At 49.5% G+C, this 18,903-nt stretch carries 13 protein-coding genes and 1 tRNA gene; 9 read left to right on the top strand and 5 right to left on the bottom strand.

Annotation, left to right across the window (positions count from 1 at the left end):
* Positions 1 to 34: 34 nt before the first annotated feature.
* A complete protein-coding gene (locus tag H8K38_RS05125; protein WP_186883709.1) occupies positions 35 to 940 on the bottom strand; it encodes a LysR family transcriptional regulator in 906 nt (301 codons plus the stop codon).
* Positions 941 to 1,116: 176 nt separating this feature from the next.
* On the opposite strand from H8K38_RS05125, the gene H8K38_RS05120 reads away from it, so the two are divergent.
* The 5 genes from H8K38_RS05120 to H8K38_RS05100 all read left to right on the top strand — a co-directional run bounded on the left by H8K38_RS05120 (position 1,117) and on the right by H8K38_RS05100 (position 6,270).
* On the top strand, positions 1,117 to 1,794 hold the full coding sequence (locus H8K38_RS05120) for a haloacid dehalogenase type II (protein ID WP_186883708.1): 678 nt from the start codon (positions 1,117 to 1,119) through the stop codon (positions 1,792 to 1,794).
* Between the two features lie 31 nt (positions 1,795 to 1,825).
* The gene (gene aceB / locus H8K38_RS05115; RefSeq protein WP_186883707.1) at positions 1,826 to 3,412 is read left to right on the top strand and encodes a malate synthase A; all 1,587 of its coding nucleotides are present in this window, start codon (positions 1,826 to 1,828) and stop codon (positions 3,410 to 3,412) included.
* Positions 3,413 to 3,641: 229 nt separating this feature from the next.
* Complete coding sequence (locus H8K38_RS05110) at positions 3,642 to 4,208, top strand: DUF1415 domain-containing protein (protein ID WP_186883706.1); 567 nt, start codon at positions 3,642 to 3,644, stop codon at positions 4,206 to 4,208.
* 499 nt (positions 4,209 to 4,707) lie between these two features.
* Positions 4,708 to 5,958 (top strand): aspartate kinase, encoded by a 1,251-nt coding sequence (locus H8K38_RS05105; RefSeq protein WP_186883705.1) that lies wholly within the window; start codon positions 4,708 to 4,710, stop codon positions 5,956 to 5,958.
* 220 nt (positions 5,959 to 6,178) lie between these two features.
* A tRNA-Ser gene (locus tag H8K38_RS05100) sits at positions 6,179 to 6,270 on the top strand.
* Positions 6,271 to 6,391: 121 nt separating this feature from the next.
* On the opposite strand, the gene H8K38_RS05095 is transcribed toward H8K38_RS05100, so the two are convergent.
* Complete coding sequence (locus tag H8K38_RS05095; RefSeq protein ID WP_186883704.1) at positions 6,392 to 7,597, bottom strand: HPP family protein; 1,206 nt, start codon at positions 7,595 to 7,597, stop codon at positions 6,392 to 6,394.
* Positions 7,598 to 8,049: 452 nt separating this feature from the next.
* Between H8K38_RS05095 and H8K38_RS18625 the strand changes: the two genes are divergently transcribed.
* The gene (locus tag H8K38_RS18625) at positions 8,050 to 9,780 is read left to right on the top strand and encodes a DUF1566 domain-containing protein (protein WP_222610749.1); all 1,731 of its coding nucleotides are present in this window, start codon (positions 8,050 to 8,052) and stop codon (positions 9,778 to 9,780) included.
* Between the two features lie 67 nt (positions 9,781 to 9,847).
* Here the strand turns inward: H8K38_RS18625 and H8K38_RS05085 are convergent, their stop codons facing one another.
* The 3 genes from H8K38_RS05085 to metE all read right to left on the bottom strand — a co-directional run bounded on the left by H8K38_RS05085 (position 9,848) and on the right by metE (position 14,886).
* Complete coding sequence (locus tag H8K38_RS05085; protein ID WP_186883703.1) at positions 9,848 to 11,605, bottom strand: hybrid sensor histidine kinase/response regulator; 1,758 nt, start codon at positions 11,603 to 11,605, stop codon at positions 9,848 to 9,850.
* 9 nt (positions 11,606 to 11,614) lie between these two features.
* Complete coding sequence (locus H8K38_RS05080; RefSeq protein WP_255422823.1) at positions 11,615 to 12,280, bottom strand: response regulator transcription factor; 666 nt, start codon at positions 12,278 to 12,280, stop codon at positions 11,615 to 11,617.
* Positions 12,281 to 12,609: 329 nt separating this feature from the next.
* The gene (gene metE, locus H8K38_RS05075; RefSeq protein ID WP_186883702.1) at positions 12,610 to 14,886 is read right to left on the bottom strand and encodes a 5-methyltetrahydropteroyltriglutamate--homocysteine S-methyltransferase; all 2,277 of its coding nucleotides are present in this window, start codon (positions 14,884 to 14,886) and stop codon (positions 12,610 to 12,612) included.
* A gap of 99 nt (positions 14,887 to 14,985) precedes the next feature.
* Here metE and H8K38_RS05070 point away from each other — a divergent pair, with 99 nt between their 5' ends.
* From H8K38_RS05070 to H8K38_RS05060, 3 genes are all read left to right on the top strand, one after another.
* Positions 14,986 to 15,873 carry a LysR family transcriptional regulator gene (locus H8K38_RS05070; RefSeq protein WP_186883701.1) on the top strand — a complete coding sequence of 296 codons (888 nt, stop codon included), beginning with the start codon at positions 14,986 to 14,988 and terminating at the stop codon, positions 15,871 to 15,873.
* 323 nt (positions 15,874 to 16,196) lie between these two features.
* Positions 16,197 to 17,912, top strand: coding sequence for a methyl-accepting chemotaxis protein (locus H8K38_RS05065; protein ID WP_186883700.1), 1,716 nt, complete (start codon positions 16,197 to 16,199; stop codon positions 17,910 to 17,912).
* A gap of 144 nt (positions 17,913 to 18,056) precedes the next feature.
* A complete protein-coding gene (locus H8K38_RS05060) occupies positions 18,057 to 18,812 on the top strand; it encodes a carbonic anhydrase (protein ID WP_186883699.1) in 756 nt (251 codons plus the stop codon).
* The last annotated feature ends 91 nt before the right edge of the window (positions 18,813 to 18,903 follow it).

Raw genomic sequence — 18,903 nt, 5'->3', positions numbered from 1 at the left:
GCTTGAAGCGCCCGTTTTTTTACTCATTTTTTACTCAGAATTTCTTCCAGTAATCGGGCTTGTTGTATGCCTGTCTTAAAAAATCGACGAATGCTCTGATCCGCAAAGGTAGATGGCGTCGTTGCGCAAATATCGCATAAATATCATTTCCCGGCGCTGTGTACTCATCGAGTACTGTGATCAACTGGCCTGATTCAATCTCTGCGCCGACCTCCCACATGGATCGCCACGCCAGTCCTTTGCCGGAAACTGCCCAGTCATGCAAGACTTCACCATCATTGCAAACCATGTTGCCTTCAACTTTCACCGTCATGTTTTTACCATTTTGCCTGAAGGTCCAGCCGCGCTGGCTGCCATCGGCGCTGAATGCGAGGCAGTTATGACTGCTTAACTCATCAATGCTACACGGCGCACCATGACGTTTAAGGTAATCCGGCGAGGCGACGACGACACGCTTGTTGTCGGCGAGTTTAACGCCGATCAGATTCGAGTCGGTGAGTGACGCAATGCGGATCGCAACATCCACGCCTTCACCGATCAGATCGACCACGCGATCATTCAGGCTCAGTGTCAGTTTTAAATCCTGATGCTCACTCAGAAAAGAGGGAATCAGCGGTGCTACATGCTGGCGGCCAAAACCTGCCGGAGCCGATACGGTCAGCAGCCCGCTGGCGTGCGCATTGCGTTCCGATACCGATGATTCCGCTGCTTCGAGGTCGGTGAGTATGCGTTGGCAATCTTCCAGAAACGATGCACCCTCATTGGTTAAGGCGATCTTTCTGGTTGTGCGTTGTAGTAACTTTACGCCCAGGCGTTCTTCTAGCGCATCCAGTCTTCTGCTGATCATGGCTGGTGCAACACCTTCGGCACGCGCAGCGGCAGAAAGGCTGCCACGGCTGGCAACTTCTGCAAAAGTTGAAATTTGTTTGAATTGATCCATAGTTGCTCGCCGGGTGAAGATTGGGAGGTGGTCAGCATACAAGAATTATTGTGCATCTATTTTTAACTTAAAGTAAAAGATAAAGTGATAAAACTGTATATTTATGTTGGTTTTTATTGAATATACTGTACTCATCAGAAATGCATAGTGCATTTATTGCCTGTTTGAGGAGTGACATGTCTATCAGTGCGATTGCCTTTGATGCCTACGGTACCTTGTTTGATGTGTACTCCATCAGTCAGTCAGGTGACAAGCTGTTTCCCGGTAAGGGTGAGGCTTTGGCGCAATTGTGGCGTAGCAAACAGATCGAATACACGCAATTACGCACGATGTGCAGCATGTATAAGCCGTTCTGGGAAGTGACTCAGGATGCCTTGATTTTCACATGCAAGAAATTACAGTTAGATTTGACGCTGGACGCGCAAAACGCGCTGATGGGGCAGTATGCGCGGCTTGATGCGTTTCCCGAAAATCTTGAGGTATTACAGCAGTTGCGTGCCAGCGGAATGAAATTGTCCATTTTGTCGAACGGAACCACACACATGCTGCAGGCCGCAGTTGACGCTGCTGGTATGCAAGGTATTTTCAGCCACTTATTGTCTGTTGATTCAGTGAGGAAGTACAAGACAGCGCCGGAGGCATATCAGCTCGGGCCGGACGTATTCGGATTGCCTGCAAAGAATATTTTATTTGTTTCGGGGAATGCCTGGGATGTGTGCTGTGCGACGTGGTTTGGTTATACAACATTCTGGGTGAATCGCCATGATGCACCCCTTGAAGAGTTAGGCGTGACGCCGCATGGAACAGGGCGTTCACTCAGGGATGTAGTCGGTTTTATTGAACAAATGCAGTAATAATTTTTGTTTTATTTTCTAGGAGAGCAGCATGACACAACTGAATTTACCTGCAGGTATGCAGATTACTGGTGAAATCAAACCAGGTTTTGAACAGATTCTGACACCAGAAGCGCTGGCGCTGGTTGCCAAACTGAGCCGTGCGTTTGAGCCACGCCGTCAGGAATTGCTGGCCGCACGCGTAGAGCGCGCAAAGCGCCTGGATGCTGGCGAGACACCAGACTTTTTGCCAGAAACCAAACACATCCGCGAAGGCGACTGGAAGATTGCCCCAATTCCTAAGGCACTCGAATGCCGCCGGGTAGAAATTACTGGTCCGGTTGAACGCAAGATGGTCATCAATGCGTTTAACTCTGGCGCAGATAGTTACATGACTGACTTTGAAGATTCCAATACACCGAACTGGGATAACCAGATCACTGGTCAGATCAATATGCGCGACGCTGTTCGCCGCACCATCAGCCTGGAACAAAATGGTAAGTCTTACAAACTGAATGACAAGATTGCGACGCTGGTTGTCCGTCCACGTGGTTGGCATCTGGATGAAAAGCATGTACTGGTCGACGGTAAGCGTATTTCCGGCGGTATCTTTGACTTCGCGCTGTTCCTGTTCCATAACGCCAAAGAACAATTGGCACGCGGCGCTGGTCCTTATTTCTACCTGCCGAAAATGGAATCGCATCTGGAAGCGCGCCTGTGGAACGATATTTTTGTCATGGCACAAAATGAAATCGGCCTCCCACAAGGCACGATCAAAGCGACAGTCCTGATCGAAACCATCGTCGCTGCATTTGAGATGGATGAAATCCTGTACGAATTGCGTGAACACAGCTCAGGTCTGAATGCTGGTCGCTGGGATTACATTTTCTCTTGCATCAAAAAATTCAAGAACGACAAAGATTTCTGCCTCGCAGATCGCGCTAAAGTCACGATGACTGCGCCATTCATGCGTTCTTACGCGTTGTTGCTGCTGAAAACCTGCCACAAGCGTAACGCACCGGCAATCGGCGGTATGGCTGCTCTGATCCCGATCAAAAACGATCCGGAAAAAAATGAGATCGCAATGGGCGGCGTGCGCAACGACAAAGCACGTGACGCAACCGATGGTTACGATGGCGGCTGGGTTGCCCATCCTGGTCTGGTTGATCTGGCGATGGCGGAATTCAAAAAAGTATTGGGTGATGCGCCAAATCAGATTTCCAAGCAGCGTCCGGATATCGAAGTGACGGCAAAAGATTTGCTGAACTTCCAGCCTGAAACGCCGATTACAGAAGCCGGTCTGCGTTACAACATCAACGTCGGTATTCATTACCTCGGTGCATGGCTGGCAGGTAATGGTTGCGTACCGATTCACAATCTGATGGAAGATGCAGCAACGGCAGAAATCAGCCGTTCCCAGGTCTGGCAATGGATACGTTCAGCCAAGGGTAATCTGGAAGATGGTCGCAAAGTGACTGCTGATATGGTGCGCGCGATGATTCCTGAAGAATTGGCGAAGGTCAAAGAAGTGGCTGGCAACGGTGCAACTTACGACCGTGCAGCGCAGATTTTTGAAGAAATGTCGACTTCTGAAGATTTTGCGGAATTCCTGACACTGCCTTTGTACGAAGAAATTTAATCTGCTTGTCATTGTCGATATTCGGTTGAATATGAACCTTAATATTCAGCTGAATATGTGACAGATAATGCGGCGAATCCTTGCCCGACGGCAGCGCGTAGTCGCGAATCGAGTAAGTGGCCCGGAATCTTTCCGGGCTTTTTTTTTTACGCCAGTTTTTGTCGGTGCTCAGAAGTTGGTCTCTGGCCGCATGCTATCCTTGCGCTCTTTTAGACGATTCAAATTTCCTATGTCACAAGCAAACTCTCTTTCACACGACGACATCATCGCGCAAACCACCGAATGGTTGGAAAAGGCAGTGATTGGTCTGAATTTATGTCCGTTTGCAAAGTCTGTGCACGTCAAAAAGCAAATTCGTTATGTCGTCAGCGACGTTACGACGCCGGAAGCCTTGCTCGAAGATTTGCGGCGTGAGCTGGAAGTGCTGGCAGAAGCAAATCCGGAGAAAATCGACACCATTTTGTTAATCCATCCTTACGTGCTGAAGGATTTTCTCGATTTTAATGATTTTCTCGATGTGGCCGATGGATTATTGGAAGAGCTGGAGCTCGATGGCATCCTGCAAATTGCAAATTTCCATCCGGATTACCAGTTTGCCGACACCAGCATCGACGACATCGAAAATTACACGAACCGTGCACCATTTCAAACTTTGCATTTATTGCGTGAAGAAAGTATTGATCGTGCCGTTGAATCGTTCCCAGAAGCGGAAACGATCTATGAAAAAAACATCGAAACCATGCAAAAACTCGGCATAGAAGGCTGGCATCAGCTGTTTTCAGGGAACAAAGAATAATTCGTGAAGCAGGCGAGTGCAGCGGGGCGCCGATGTTTCTGCCGCGCTGCCGCAGATGGTGTGGTGAGATCACTTTTTTCTACTATCGATTGCTTATATTGATATGCGAAAAAGTAATGTTGCTTCCTTTTTGTCTGATCAGTGTCACAGTGCTGTTAAAGGTGATTTTTTTACCTGTATATACTCCGGGGAGTATATTTAAACACCCATATTTCATGCTGAGGTTAGGGCAAAATTGACGCATACTCCCCTGAAAATGCCAATTTCGGGATATTTCGATGAAGGTTTTCCGAATTGCCTGTAAAACGCAGACACATAGTCATTATTCGGTTTTCTGGTGAAATTTTTTCTTCGAACAAGAGAAAATTTGTCGGAAATATCGTGATTGCCACGTATTCTTCAGCATTCATGCCGCATCGCTCCTTGTTATTTTGCAGAGCAGCATGTACAGTAAGGGGTTGATTTACCTCATTTTTTACTCCTTCAGTCTTATATATCTATGGCTTTAATCGTCCACAAATACGGCGGGACTTCGATGGGTTCAACTGAACGCATCAAGAACGTCGCCAAGCGCGTCGCCAAATGGCATGATGCCGGTCACCAGATAGTCGTGGTGCCATCAGCAATGTCCGGCGAAACCAATCGCATCATCGGTCTCGCTAAAGAAATTATGGCGCAACCTGATCCACGTGAACTCGACATGATTGCGTCGACCGGCGAACAAGTGTCAGTCGGTTTGCTTTCCATGGCGCTGCAGGCTATCGGCAAACAAGCCGTGTCTTACGCTGGCTGGCAAGTCCCGATCAAGACCGATTCCGCTTACACCAAAGCGCGTATCGAATCGATTGATGATGCCAAAGTCAAAGCCGATCTGGATGCTGGAAAAATTGTCGTCATCACCGGTTTTCAGGGTGTGGATGAGAAGGGCAATATCACAACGCTGGGACGTGGTGGCTCTGATACATCAGCTGTTGCGATTGCCGCTGCATTGAAGGCGCAGGAATGTCTGATTTATACCGACGTTGATGGCGTCTATACGACTGATCCACGTGTGGTTTCCGACGCGCGCCGCCTGAACACCGTGACATTTGAAGAAATGCTGGAAATGGCATCGCTGGGTTCCAAAGTACTGCAAATCCGTTCGGTCGAATTTGCCGGTAACTACCGCATGCCTACCCGCGTTTTATCGTCACTGACTGACCCGTTAATGCCGCTGGAAGAAGAAGCGAATTCCGGCACTCTGATTTCGTTTGAGGAAGATACAAATATGGAACAAGCCACCATCACTGGCATCGCGTTCAGTCGTGATGAAGCAAAAATTACCGTGTTAGGCGTGCCTGATAAACCAGGAATTGCTTATCAGATTCTGGGTCCGGTCGCTGATGCGAATATCGAAGTGGATATGATTATCCAGAATCAGTCCGTTGAAGGTAAAACCGATTTCACGTTTACTGTGCCACGCGGTGAATATGCCAAAGCGATGGCGGTTCTTGAAGGTAGTGTGAAGGCGCATATTGGTGCGGCAAGCATCGTTGGCGATACGAAAGTTTCTAAAGTGTCTGTTGTCGGTGTCGGCATGCGCAGCCACGTTGGCATCGCATCGCAAATGTTCCGTACCTTGTCTGAAGAGGGCATCAATATCCTGATGATCTCGACATCTGAAATCAAAATTTCAGTGCTGATTGACGAGAAATATATGGAGCTGGCAGTGCGCTCGCTGCACAAAGCTTTTGGTCTGGAAAGCGTTTGATAGGACTTGTGCAAAACCGCCCCGGCGGCGTTATGGCTCCCGTACTATTCGTACTGTCTTCGTTGCCATGCCTTGCCGGGACAATTTTGCGTCATTCCTGGATTATTAAGTTTGCAAAAAAGCTGTTTTTGTTTATCTGAGTAGTTGACCAAAAGCAGTTCAGCAGCTATGATCTTGGTCTCGATTGCAACCAAGTTGTAAGACTCGGTTGTGAAAGTGTGGAGACGTGGCCGAGTGGCCGAAGGCACTTCCCTGCTAAGGAAGCATCTGGGGTAACCTGGGTCGTGAGTTCGAATCTCACCGTCTCCGCCAGCAACACTGAAAAAGCCCTTGAGTTTCAAGGGCTTTTTCTTTTTCAGGTTTGCTCAGTAAGTGATCTTGAATGTCATTTCCTTCCTGCACCTGAATTTACTGCGTCATTGAATGCAGGTACTTAGCCCGCTGTTTTTATTTCCGTATCTGCCAGTTTGCCGCGATACAGTGCGGCAATCAGATCTGATTGCGTCAGCATGCCGATCAGACGTCGCTCATCATCCACGATGGGAATATGATGTAAGCCCTTGTCGGACAACAAAGGGACTAGTTCCACGATATGCATATCATGACGGGCGGTTTTGACTGGCTGCGTCATGATTTGTCCTACCACTTCGGGCTTGCTGGAATGCAGGTCGCGGGTGCGGCGTATCAGCTGCCGCAATTTTTCTTCGAATGTTTCATAGACATCCAGATTGGCATTTTTCATAAAATCCACCAGCGTCACAATGCCGATCACACGGCGGGCGCGGTCGGTGACCGGTAAAGCCTTGATTCTGTGCTGGCGCAATAATGTCCAGGCCTCTTCCAGTGTGGTGCCGAACTCTGCCGTAATCACATCTCTGGACATGACATCACTGCACATAATTTCGCCGAAGCGACGGCGATAAGCATGCATCTCGGTTTGCAGGAACAGGGATTCGAGATCATCGCGGCTGACATCCAATACCTGATTATATTGTTGCAGCACTTCATCCAGATCGTGCGAAGTAAATCCCAGGCGGTCAATCGGACGCGCGTCCGCAGTGCCGTGTGTACCACTGTGATCGGGCTGTGAGGCATGCGGATAACGCCGGCCCGTTGCATTGTTATATGCCAGTGCAAACAGCATCAGCAGCAAGGAATTGAGTAAGACGGGGAAGACGACGAACTGATATCCCAGTCCAATAATAACCGGGCCGCCTAATACGGCTGTCAGCGCAACTGCGCCACCAGGAGGATGCAGACAGCGGGAGAAAAACATCGCTCCGACTGCAAGGCTGGTGGCAATCGCTGCCGTCATCATGGAGGCGCCCAGAAAATGAGTGCAGGTGACGCCCACCAGCGCAGAGATCATGTTGCCGCCGACGATAGACCACGGTTGTGCCAGCGGACTGGAGGGCACGCCAAACAGCAACACAGCGGAAGCACCGATGGGGGCGAGTAACATGGGAACACGGAAAACGGAACCCAGCATTAACTGTGTCGCCACCCCTGTCAGTAGCAAGCCTGCTAACATTCCACCGCAGGCGCGCAGACGTTCGATATGGCTGATATTCATACCGGCAGGTAAAAAAGTCCTGAGCCAGACGAGACTCATTTTCGATAAAGACCATTTTCTACGCATACCAGGCATCACTTGACGATAAAGATGGAAGTGTACAGGAGCTGCATTATTTTGGTGCGTGTGACGGTTCCCGTACAGTTAAAGGCCATGCCTCTATTTACCTTTACTTCTCTCAACCATCCAGTCTTGCAGGGGCGAATTCACGCCTTGTTTATCGGAGGTTTTTCTTCCTCGCGTCCATCCATATCTGATTTCTTATGTCGTGAGAGTTGTAATGGCAGACAGGGCGCTGCCTTCCAGCAGCGGATATCATTGCTTAATCCCAGATAGCGTGCAGATGCTTAGTCCAATCAGACTATAGGATTCGCTTGCTTCGAGCCTTATCATCTTACTATTTACAGTTCGTCATGTTGGTGAGTTGCGAAGTACTTGATTTCTATCTGGATCAAAAAATTCTCTCAGCGGTTGCAATTGCCTCATTGGCGGGCTAGACACATACAGGGAGAATGCAGTTGATCATCCGGTCTCATATTCATATCGATAAAAAGCTACTCGTAACCGTATTCGCCGCAATGTTCCTGACTGCTTGCGGCGGCAGCAATGGTGTTGCTACCGATGCTACGTCGGTGACGCCAGCGACTCCACAGGTGATCGCAAAAAATGCTGTCGCATTCGCCACAGTAAATTCTGCGCCAGTAACTGCCTGCGCCAGCGGTGGCGTCACTGTTCAATCCGGGGTCGATATCAACGGAAACGGTGTTTTGGATCAGAGCGAAGTCAGCAATACGCAATTTGTTTGCAACGGCGTTAATGGTACAAACGGTACGAATGGTACCAATGGCACTAACGGTACGAATGGTAAAAATGGCCTGAACGGAGTTAATGCACTGATCGCTACTACGGTCGAGCCAGTCGGAAATAATTGCCCCAGCGGTGGTTCCAAAATCAGTTCCGGAGCGGATACCAATGGCAATGGCCTTCTCGACAACACAGAAGTGACTTCGGTTTCTTATATCTGCAACGGCCTCTCTGGCAGCGATGGTACTAACGGTAAGAATGGCACCAACGGTACTAACGGTACTAATGGTACTGATGGCACAAATGGATCAACTACATTAGTCAAAATCGTTGCCGGTGTTGCTGCCAACATCTGTCCCGCTAACGGTAATCAGATACAGTCTGGCCTCGATCTGAATAACGACGGTATATTGCAGTTATCGGAAGTCACCACGACGGCTTATGTATGTAACGGAGCAACAGGGGCAACAGGTGCCACGGGGGCGACTGGCGCAACCGGTAGCGATGGTTTAACGACATTAGTGACGACGGTTACTGAGCCTGCCGGAGCCAATTGTACCAACGGCGGCAGCAAAATAACTTCCGGCCCGGATGTTAATCGTGACGGCAATCTTGCTGCGGGCGAGGTAACATCAACCACTTACATCTGCAACGGTGCGACAGGTGCTACCGGATCTACTGGGCCAACCGGGCCGACCGGGCCAACAGGACCAACAGGACCAACAGGGCCAACGGGACCAACAGGACCAACAGGGCCAACTGGTCCGACAGGGCCTGCGGGGCCTTCAGGTCGCCTCAATTGGGTGACTACAACGGATGCGAGTGTGCAGGCCGCGACCAATAGTGGATATATCACCAATAACGGCAGTACCGGCGTCGCCGTTATACTGCCAACGGCTCCCGCCATCGGTGATCAGTTACAGGTGATAGGTTTAGCCGCCTGGACGCTGATCCCCAATTTCAATCAGACCATTATTCAGAATATGGCAGGTACAGGTGCGGTGACGGGCGGAGGCTTATCCGGTGCTTTAGGCGACTCTGTATTGCTGCAATACGTCGGTAACAATACGTTTATGGTGACTGCCTTTGTAGGGCATATTAATTCGATCAGCAGTGATATCTTTGTTCGCAATGGCGTGATCTGGACGCCGCCGACGTTTAATATTAATGGCGCCTATACCTGGGCGGATGGCACGACCTATTGCACGAATACGTCATTTGGTGGTTTAGGCGGCTGGCGTTTGCCAACGTCTGCTGAACTGGTCTCGCTTGATAACTTTGGCGTGAAGGGTACACATGGCTGGCCTGCAACTGCGGGCAATATGTGGACGTCAGACATCGATCCCAGCTATGCGAACTCTTATGGTGTCGTCGCGTTTACTTATGGAGTGGCAGTCTACCAGTCAGCAGTGAATCACCTCTTTGTGGCTTGCGCCCGGTCGTGATGTGCCGATCACCTGAGCATGGCTGTGCCGATAGTTCATTTTGAAGACATATCTAGGCGAATTAAAGTTATTGCTCCTGACTTGTTGGCAGGAGTAATGACAGTTCTTTATACAACAGTAATGGCGATACCGGCTTGTGCATTAATGGCAGGCCGGTCGCGGCAGCTTCGCGTAAGCGTATCGGCGCAGTATCTCCGGTCACCAGAATCGCTGGTATCTCTGTTTTGCAAACACTGCGTATCGCCTGAATTACATCGGTTCCTTTACAGTGATCGCGCAGGCGGTAATCGCTGATAATCAGGTCTGGCGGGTGATGGCGGGCGAGTACGAGACTCTCTTCTTGCGATTCAGCGAGATCGCATTGACATCCCCATTCTGCCAATAACTGCGCCATTGCCTGACGCACGATCGCATCATCATCGACGACTAACACTCTCGCGTGCAATTGCGGTGTCCTTAGCGGCGCCGTACTGATGTCATCGTCCAGCACGGCAAGCTGTGTCAGTGGCAGACTTAATTTGAATACGCTGCCGCGTCCCGGGCGAGATGCCAGTTGCAATTCAAGTCCAAGCAAATCCACCATTTTCCTGACGATTGCCAGTCCCAGCCCCAGGCCTTTTTGCCGGTCGCGTTCGCTATTTCCCAGTTGCTGAAATTCACTGAAAATATTCTCAAATTGGGAGGAGGCTATGCCGATGCCGCTGTCCCACACTTCCAGACTCAGTCGCGATTGATATTTTCTGCACAGGATCAGCACGCCGCCGTGATGTGTGTAACGGATCGCATTTGAGACAAGGTTTCTGAGAATTAACTCAATTAATGCAGGATCGGAATGAACAACAGCATGAGTTTCCGGACTGCGGTAGAGCAGCCCTTTGGTGTTTGCCTGCGGTGCCAGTTCATTCTCTATTTTGCTGAGCAATGTTTGCAAACGGAATGCTCGCGCTTGCGGCTCAACCACACCAGCCTCAATGCGTGAGTAGTCGAGCAAGGTGTGCAGCATCTCGGTAGTAGCGTTGGTTGCCGAGCTGATGCTGTTGACCAGCTCACGTTGATGTTGCGATAAATTTGTCGTCTGCAATACTTCCAGAAATAAACCCTGCGCATGGATGGGCTGCCTCAGATCATGACTCGCTGCTGCCAGAAACTGCGATTTTTCTGCATTCGCCCGCTCAGCTGCAGCCAGCGCCTTCGCTGCTTTTTCCGACGCAGCACTCAGTTGTTGAATCAGATCCAGATTGTCGAAACGCAATTGTATGGAGTTGCGCACCGTACGCGAAGAATTATATGCCTGACCCATCAGCGTCACGACATACAGTGCGACGGCAATGCCGATAGCCCAATAGGCAGGATCGTTGAGTGATATGACCGCATAAACGATAGAGCCAAGTTCACACACAACGAATACAACAAACACCGGCAATACCGGTGACAAGATCGACATCGAATTGGCAGCAATGCCTGCCAGCACCGCTAATATCAGCACGCTTCCGGCATTGGTGGAAGTAGAGAGGCTCAGCCAGGCTAATGAACCCCATATCGCGCCATCCATTGCGTGCAGCAGCATCAGCCGTATTTTCAGTGCAGCCGTCTGATCGAGGTGAATTCCACGGCGGATGATGCGTTTTGCGTCATACACGTCAAACAGTTTCGACGCACTGACCGCGATCAGCCATAGTGCCAGACTAAGTTCATTACTATGATTTTTCAGCGTCAGATACAGGATCAGCGCAACCAGAATGCCGGGTAAGGTCGAGCTGCCGAGATTCTTCATCAGCAACAGTTGCAGCTCGCGCTGTATATTTTTTTCGACGACGCTGACCATTTTGATCACTCAGTTCACCAGACCTTTGCGGCGTGCCGCGAATGCCGCTTCAGAGCGATTCGATACCTGCAATGTCGTCAGCACCACCTGCACATGACAGCGCACCGTGTTTTCCGACAGATCCAGACGACGCGCAATCAGCTTGTTTGATAAACCCTGACAGACCAGATCCAGAACCTCGTATTGACGCGGGGTCAGCAAAGGCTTTGCAGCGTTTGCTCTGGTCTTTTCCTGCATCTGTTGCACTGGCATTTCCGCATCGTCTGCTGCACCGCGCAGGACACTGAGAATTGCCGCGAGAATATTGTCAGCAGTGTCGCCTTTCGAAATAAAACTGCGTGCGCCACGTTCACGCGCCAGCTGTGCGGTTTCGGGCGCATCGTCTGCAGACAGAACAAGCACTGGTGTCTCCGGCCATTTTCTCTTCAGTAAGGCAATGCCTTCCAGACCGTTGAGTCCTTGTAATTTGATGTCGAGCAAAATCAAGTGAATATCTGTCAGATCAACCCGCATGGTTTCTTCCAGCGATGCCGCTTCCAGTACGCTGACGTCTTGTAAACCGTTGCAAATCAAGGCTCTCAGCCCGGTGCGAAACAAACTGTGATCGTCTATCAGTAGTATTTTTGAGCTTAACATGGAGGGTAATAAGATTGCTTCATAGCCAGATTTTGCCATGATTGACCGTATGCAGGGGAATAACTCGCCCTGCGGCGTCATTCGCATGCACCGCAACGCCGTATGTATTGCGGGGGCAAGCAGATCGCGTCTTTCTGATGTGACTTTACTGGGCGCCAATCCAGATGCGATATCCCCAATAAAAATAAGCCTCGTGGCGGCTTTTCGTCCTGCGAGGCACGTATTTATTAAGAGATGTCGTTCAACGGTTATCGTTGTGGAGAAATGACGATGCGTTTGCTGCTGATGCTTCAACCGTGCACCAATAATGCAGCTGTAATCGTACCGCAGTGATGCGCCAGGCTCGTTGAGCCTGGCGATGGTGAAAATTACGCTGCCTGGCGTAATTGTTTTGCCGCTGTCACCATGTTTCTGAGGGCGGGGATCACTTCTTCCCAACTGCGGGTTTTTAAGCCGCAATCCGGGTTCACCCATAAGCGTTCTGTGGAAATGCGTTCTGCCGCTTTGCGCATCAGTTGGACGATGTGTTCCTGCGCCGGAATGTTGGGCGAGTGTATGTCATAGACACCGGGGCCGATTTCATTCGGGTAACTGAAGTGGTCAAATGCGTCGAGTAATTCCATATCCGAACGCGATGTTTCTATGGTGATGACATCGGCGTCCATCGCTGCGATAGAGGCAATGATGTCGTTGAATTCGGAATAGCACATGTGCGTGTGGATCTGTGTTTCGTCACTGACGCCATTGGCGGCAATGCGGAACGATTCGACTGCCCAGCGTAAATAGCTGTCCCATTCAGTGCGTCGCAATGGCAAGCCTTCGCGCAGCGCTGCTTCGTCAATCTGAATAATGCGCACGCCGCTTTTTTCCAGATCCAGCACTTCCTGTCGTATCGCCAGTGCGAGCTGGTAGCAAGATACCGACCGCGGTTGATCATCGCGCACGAAAGACCAGTTGAGGATGGTGACGGGGCCGGTCAGCATTCCTTTCATCGGTTTGTCCGTCAGTGACTGTGCAAATGTAATCCAGTCCACTGTCATTGGTTTCGGGCGGTGGATGTCGCCAAATAAAATCGGTGGTTTGACGCAGCGCGAGCCATACGATTGCACCCAGCCGAATTCACTGAAAGCATAGCCATCCAGTTGCTCGCCAAAGTATTCGACCATGTCGTTACGTTCGGCTTCACCATGCACGAATACATCCAGTTCCAGCGCTTCCTGTTCTTGCACGCAGCGGGCAATTTCGTTTTGCATGAATGTTTTGTAACTGGTTTCGTCGAGTTGCCCCAGACGGTAGCGACTGCGTGCCTGACGAATTTCTGGCGTCTGCGGAAAGGAGCCTATGGTGGTCGTTGGAAAGGCGGGCAGTTGTAAGCAGGCAGATTGTTTTTTTGCACGCTGTTCGTAACTGCTTAATCGTTGTCCCAGGCTGGCGTTGATGTCGACAACGGCGGCTTTGACGGCAGGGTTGTGCACGAGGGGCGAGTTTTTTCGGCTGTTGATGGCGGCGCTGTTGGCGACCAGTGCATCTTGTACTGATACGCGCCCTTTGTTCAATGCCTGTGCGAGGATATGCAATTCATCGAGTTTTTGTTGGGCGAATGCCAGCCAGTATTGAATATGACTAGCCAGTTTGTCTTCACTGCGCAAATCAACCGGCACATGAAGCAGGGAGCAGGAGGGCGCGATCCATAAGCGTGACTGCAATACGCGGTGTATGGGTTCCAGCCATTCCAGGGTTGCGTGTAAATCGGTTTTCCAGATGTTGCGACCATTGATGACGCCCAGTGATAACACCATGCTATCCGGTAACAAAGTTTGCAGCCGCTCCAGCTCATGCCGCGCATTGATCGCGTCAATATGAATGCCGTCGACAGGTAATGCACATGCGAGGCTGAGGTTCTCTTGCAAATCGCCAAAATAAGTCGTCAACAACAGTTTCAGTTTGCGTGGTGTCAGCGCTTGATAAGCTGTGGTGAATGCCTGTTGCCATGCGGGATCAAGCTCGGTCACCAACACCGGCTCATCGATCTGCACCCACTCCACACCTTCGGCCGCCAGCGCATCCAGCAGTTGTGCATAGACAGGCAAGAGCTTGGGCAGCAAGGCCAGTTTGTCTGATGCGTCTTTTGTTTTCCCCAGCCACAGATAACTGACTGGCCCGATGACGACGGGTTTCGCTGTCACGCCAAGCGTAGCCGCTTGTCTGATCTGGTTCAGCAGGCGTGAGGCATCGAGGGAAAAAGTCGTCTCCGCATCAAATTCCGGGACGATGTAGTGATAATTGGTATCAAACCACTTCGTCATTTCGCCTGCGTGCACGCAATGGCACGCAGTATCCTGTGCTGCGCGTCCACGGGCAACGCGGAAATAGTTGTCCAGCGTATTGCCTTCATGCTGCCGCACGCGGGCCGGAATATTCCCCAGCAGGAAACTCATATCGAGCACCTGATCGTAAAACGAAAAGTCGCCGACCGGAACAAAATCCAGCTGTGACTGGCTCTGCCAATGACGTTGTCGTAACAATGCGCCAGTGTCTTCGAGCTGGTTCTGGGATATGTTTCCTTTCCAATAGTCTTCTAAAGCGAACTTCAGTTCACGTTTTGCGCCTATGCGTGGAAAGCCGAGATTGTGTGTCGTAACCATATAACTCCTCATGTGTAGGAGTGCATGATAGATAATTTAATTCATGAATAATAATGGTATTATTTAATGAATTGATTATTAATATTCATGGAATAAAATATGCTGGAACGCCTTCATCTGACACTGATACGCGAGGTTGATCGCCAGGGTTCATTGACCGCAGCAGCGGATGTACTGTGTCTGACGCAATCGGCGCTGAGTCACACGGTAAAGAAAATGGAAATGTTTTTGGGGACGCCAGTCTGGGCGCGTGAGGGACGGCAATTACGTCTGACGCAGGCCGGTCAGTATTTACTTGGTCTGGCAAACCGCTTGTTGCCGCAGTTTGAGTATGCCGAAGAAGTCATGCGGCAATACGCCGAAGGTGGCCGAGGCACCTTGCGGATTGGCATGGAATGTCACCCTTGTTATCAATGGCTGCTGAAGGTGGTGGCGCCGTATCTGAGTCGCTGGCAGGATGTCGATGTCGATGTCAAACAGAAATTTCAATTCGGCGGCATTGGCGCTTTGCTGAATGATGAAATCGATCTGTTGGTCACGCCTGATCCATTGTATAAAACCGGCTTATTGTTCACCCCGGTTTTTGATTATGAGCAAGTGCTGGTGGTGGGGGCAGAGCACAGACTGGCGGGGAAAAAATATATTTCCCCCAACGAGTTACTGGAAGAAACGCTGATTACCTATCCGGTCGCAATTGAACGCCTTGATATTTACAAAGAGTTTTTATTGCCAGCGAATTGCTCGCCAAAAAAACATAAAACCATAGAAACAACCGACATCATGTTGCAGATGGTTGCCAGTGGCCGGGGTGTTGCTGCATTACCGGGCTGGCTGGTGGCGGAGTACGCCAGCAAAATGCAGATCGCGCAAGTCCGTTTAGGTAAGCAGGGAATCGCAAAACAGATTTTTCTGGGCGTGCGGGAAGCGGATACAGAAATCGATTACCTGAAAGCGTTTATCACGCTAGCGGGAGAGATAGCGCATTGATAGGAATGATGTTGTTTCATCACGACACTGGACTACGTATCTACTTTGCTTTCAGTGTAAATTCATACGTAAAAGTGATAAAGATTGTTGATTTTTATGAGTTTTTTCTCATAGTTGACAATTGGAAACAGTAATTTATTTCAAGCGGGCTATCCTGCGCGTGAGTTGTCTTGTCAGCGTCTGTTTGTATTTTTTTCATTTTTTCCGGATACCTGAGCCTGATTAATTTTGACAAAGAATTTTAAGAGCATTGCTACTCAAAATTACTGATAAATCTGTCAGTAAGAAGTCATTTTATTTTCAACAAGTAAACGGAGACATTGATGAAATTGTCGAATCTGCCAATTGGTACAAGACTAGGTGCAGGCTTTGCTCTTGTGCTGCTGATGCTGATTGGTTTGGCTTACCTTGGCATTCACGGTATGCAACAATCCAACCAATCCTTGCATCATGTGGTGACTGTGAATATTAAAAAAATGGATGCCTTGGAAGATATGTCCAGATCCATCCATGTCGTTTCGCGGGTAGTGCGTTCAATCGCTTTGCTGTCAGATGAAGCGCAGGCCAAGCTGGAACATAAAAAAATTGACGAAGCGCGGGCTCATTACGATGAGGCTTTTTCCCGATTGGAAAAAATGCCCCTTGACGACCATGGAAAGAAATTTGTTGCCAGCATTAAAGAGGATCAGATTGCAGCGAGAGCACTGGTTAACAAATTTGAGGAAATGGTCCATACGAATAAAGAAGAAGCTGTGCAATTTCTTTTGAAGGAAGCCAATCCAGCTACTGCAAAATGGCAGGATGCCATTCGGGATTTTACAAATCTTCAGGAAGAAAAAAATGCGAGTGATGAAGAGGCCGCGGCACACGCATATCAATCAGCATTATTTTTGATGATTTCCATCACCGTACTTGCCGTTATCTGCGGTGGTCTGGTTGCCTGGTTTACTTCAAGATCTATCGTTAATCCTATCAGTGTCGCTGTTGATCTGGCAAAAACGGTGGCGCAAGGCGATTTAACTTCAGAAATTCAGGTAAATTCAACTGACGAAACGGGGCAGTTGATGCAGGCGCTGAAAGACATGAACGGGAATCTGATCGATATTGTGAGTAAGGTGAGGGTTGGCACTGAAACTATTCATACCGCTGCCACTGAAATCGCTTCAGGAAATCTGGATTTGTCGTCTCGCACCGAAGAACAAGCAGGTGCATTGGAAGAAACTGCTTCTTCAATGGAAGAGTTGACATCGACCGTCAAGCACAATACGGATAACGCGCGGCAAGCGAATCAATTGGCTATTTCTGCGTCAGAAGTCGCTGCCAAAGGCGGCGCCGTGGTCAATGAAGTGGTTCATACGATGGGGGCAATTAATGCGTCATCGAAAAAAATCGTGGATATTATCGGGGTCATTGATGGTATCGCTTTTCAAACCAATATTCTCGCGTTGAATGCCGCGGTGGAAGCGGCGCGTGCAGGCGAGCAGGGACGTGGCTTCGCAGTCGTGGCCAGTGAAGTGCGCAATCTTGCGCAGAGATCGGCTGGTGCTGCCAAAGAAATTAAAACCCTGATAGGAGACTCGGTAGAGCAGGTGGAAATTGGTTCGCGCTTGGTGGATCAGGCTGGCTCCACCATGGATTCTGTCGTATCCAGTATCAAAAATGTTACCGATATCATGGGGGAAATGAGTCTTGCAAGCCAGGAGCAGACCTCCGGTATCGAGCAAATTAATCACGCGGTGACGCAAATGGACGAAGTCACTCAGCAAAATGCGGCGCTGGTTGAAGAGGCCGCAGCTGCAGCCGCATCGCTGGAAGAGCAAGCACAAGTCCTGACGCAAATTGTGAGTGTCTTTAAAATTCCCGGGGCGCAAGGTGGATTTGCACCCACGCCGAAAACCAATGGCCGTGCCGCGCCTGCTTCTGTGCGAAACAATCAGACTCAACGCGGTCAGGTAAAACGTCTTGCCGGTACTGTCAAGGTTGCGGATGGCGGGAATTCAATCAAGGCAGCCGGTGGCGAAGAGTGGGACGAATTTTAATTTAATTAAATTTTGTGTCGCTTCTGGAATTGCTGTTGTTGTCGTTGTTACTGTTTCTCACTGGTGAAGTGGTTTGAGTCATGAAGTTATTTTTTTTGGCTCTTGCTTAAGTAAGATTTTTAAAAAATTGAAGGAGATGATGAAATGAATAAAACAGTTTGTATGGCTGTCTTGGGTTTGTTATCTGTATCATCCGGCCTGGCTCTGGCAGATGATAAGGCTCATGCTCCTCACTGGGGCTATGAAGGAAAAACTGCGCCCGCGCATTGGTCTGAGCTGGATGCTGCCAATACTGCTTGTAAAATGAGTAAAGAGCAGTCACCAATTAACATCGTTGAGCGCAATGCAAAAAAAGCCGCATTGCTGCCGTTGGATTTTAAGTATGTCAGCAACAGTGCTGAGGTAATCAATAATGGTCATACGGTGCAGGTCAATGTACCTGCTGGTAACAGTCTGAAAACTGGCGACGATGAAGGCAGCCTGTTGCAATTCCACTTTCATACGCCTAGTGAAGAAAAAATAAATGGGGTCAGCTATCCTATGGTTGCGCATTTTGTGCACAAATTGAACGACGGTAAATTATCTGTTGTCGCTGTCCTGTTTAAAAAAGGGAAGGAACATGCTGCATTGGCGCCGGTCTTTTCAGCCTTGCCTGCAGAAGGGAAAACAACTCCGTTAACTAATTTTGATCCAGCCAGTGTTTTACCAGCGACGCGCACTTACTACAAATTCACCGGTTCATTGACAACGCCTCCATGCAGTGATGGGGTGCGCTGGCAAGTGCTGAAGCAGCCGGTTGAGTTGTCTGCGAGTCAGATCGCGGCGTTTAAAAAACTTTATGAAATGAATGCCCGCCCAGTGCAGCCATTGAATGGACGTTTAGTCGAGGTCAGCGAGTAATCGCCTGATTTTTAGTCCGAAAGCAAGATGGGGCATATTGGCTAGTTTTCTTATCAAGCCTATGCATTCTCATTGATGCGTCAAGATATGA

The sequence above is a fragment of the Undibacterium sp. FT79W genome (assembly GCF_014284215.1).
In the GTDB taxonomy this organism is placed as follows: Bacteria; Pseudomonadota; Gammaproteobacteria; order Burkholderiales; family Burkholderiaceae_D; genus Undibacterium; species Undibacterium aquatile.
This window is presented reverse-complemented; position numbering and strand designations above follow the sequence as displayed.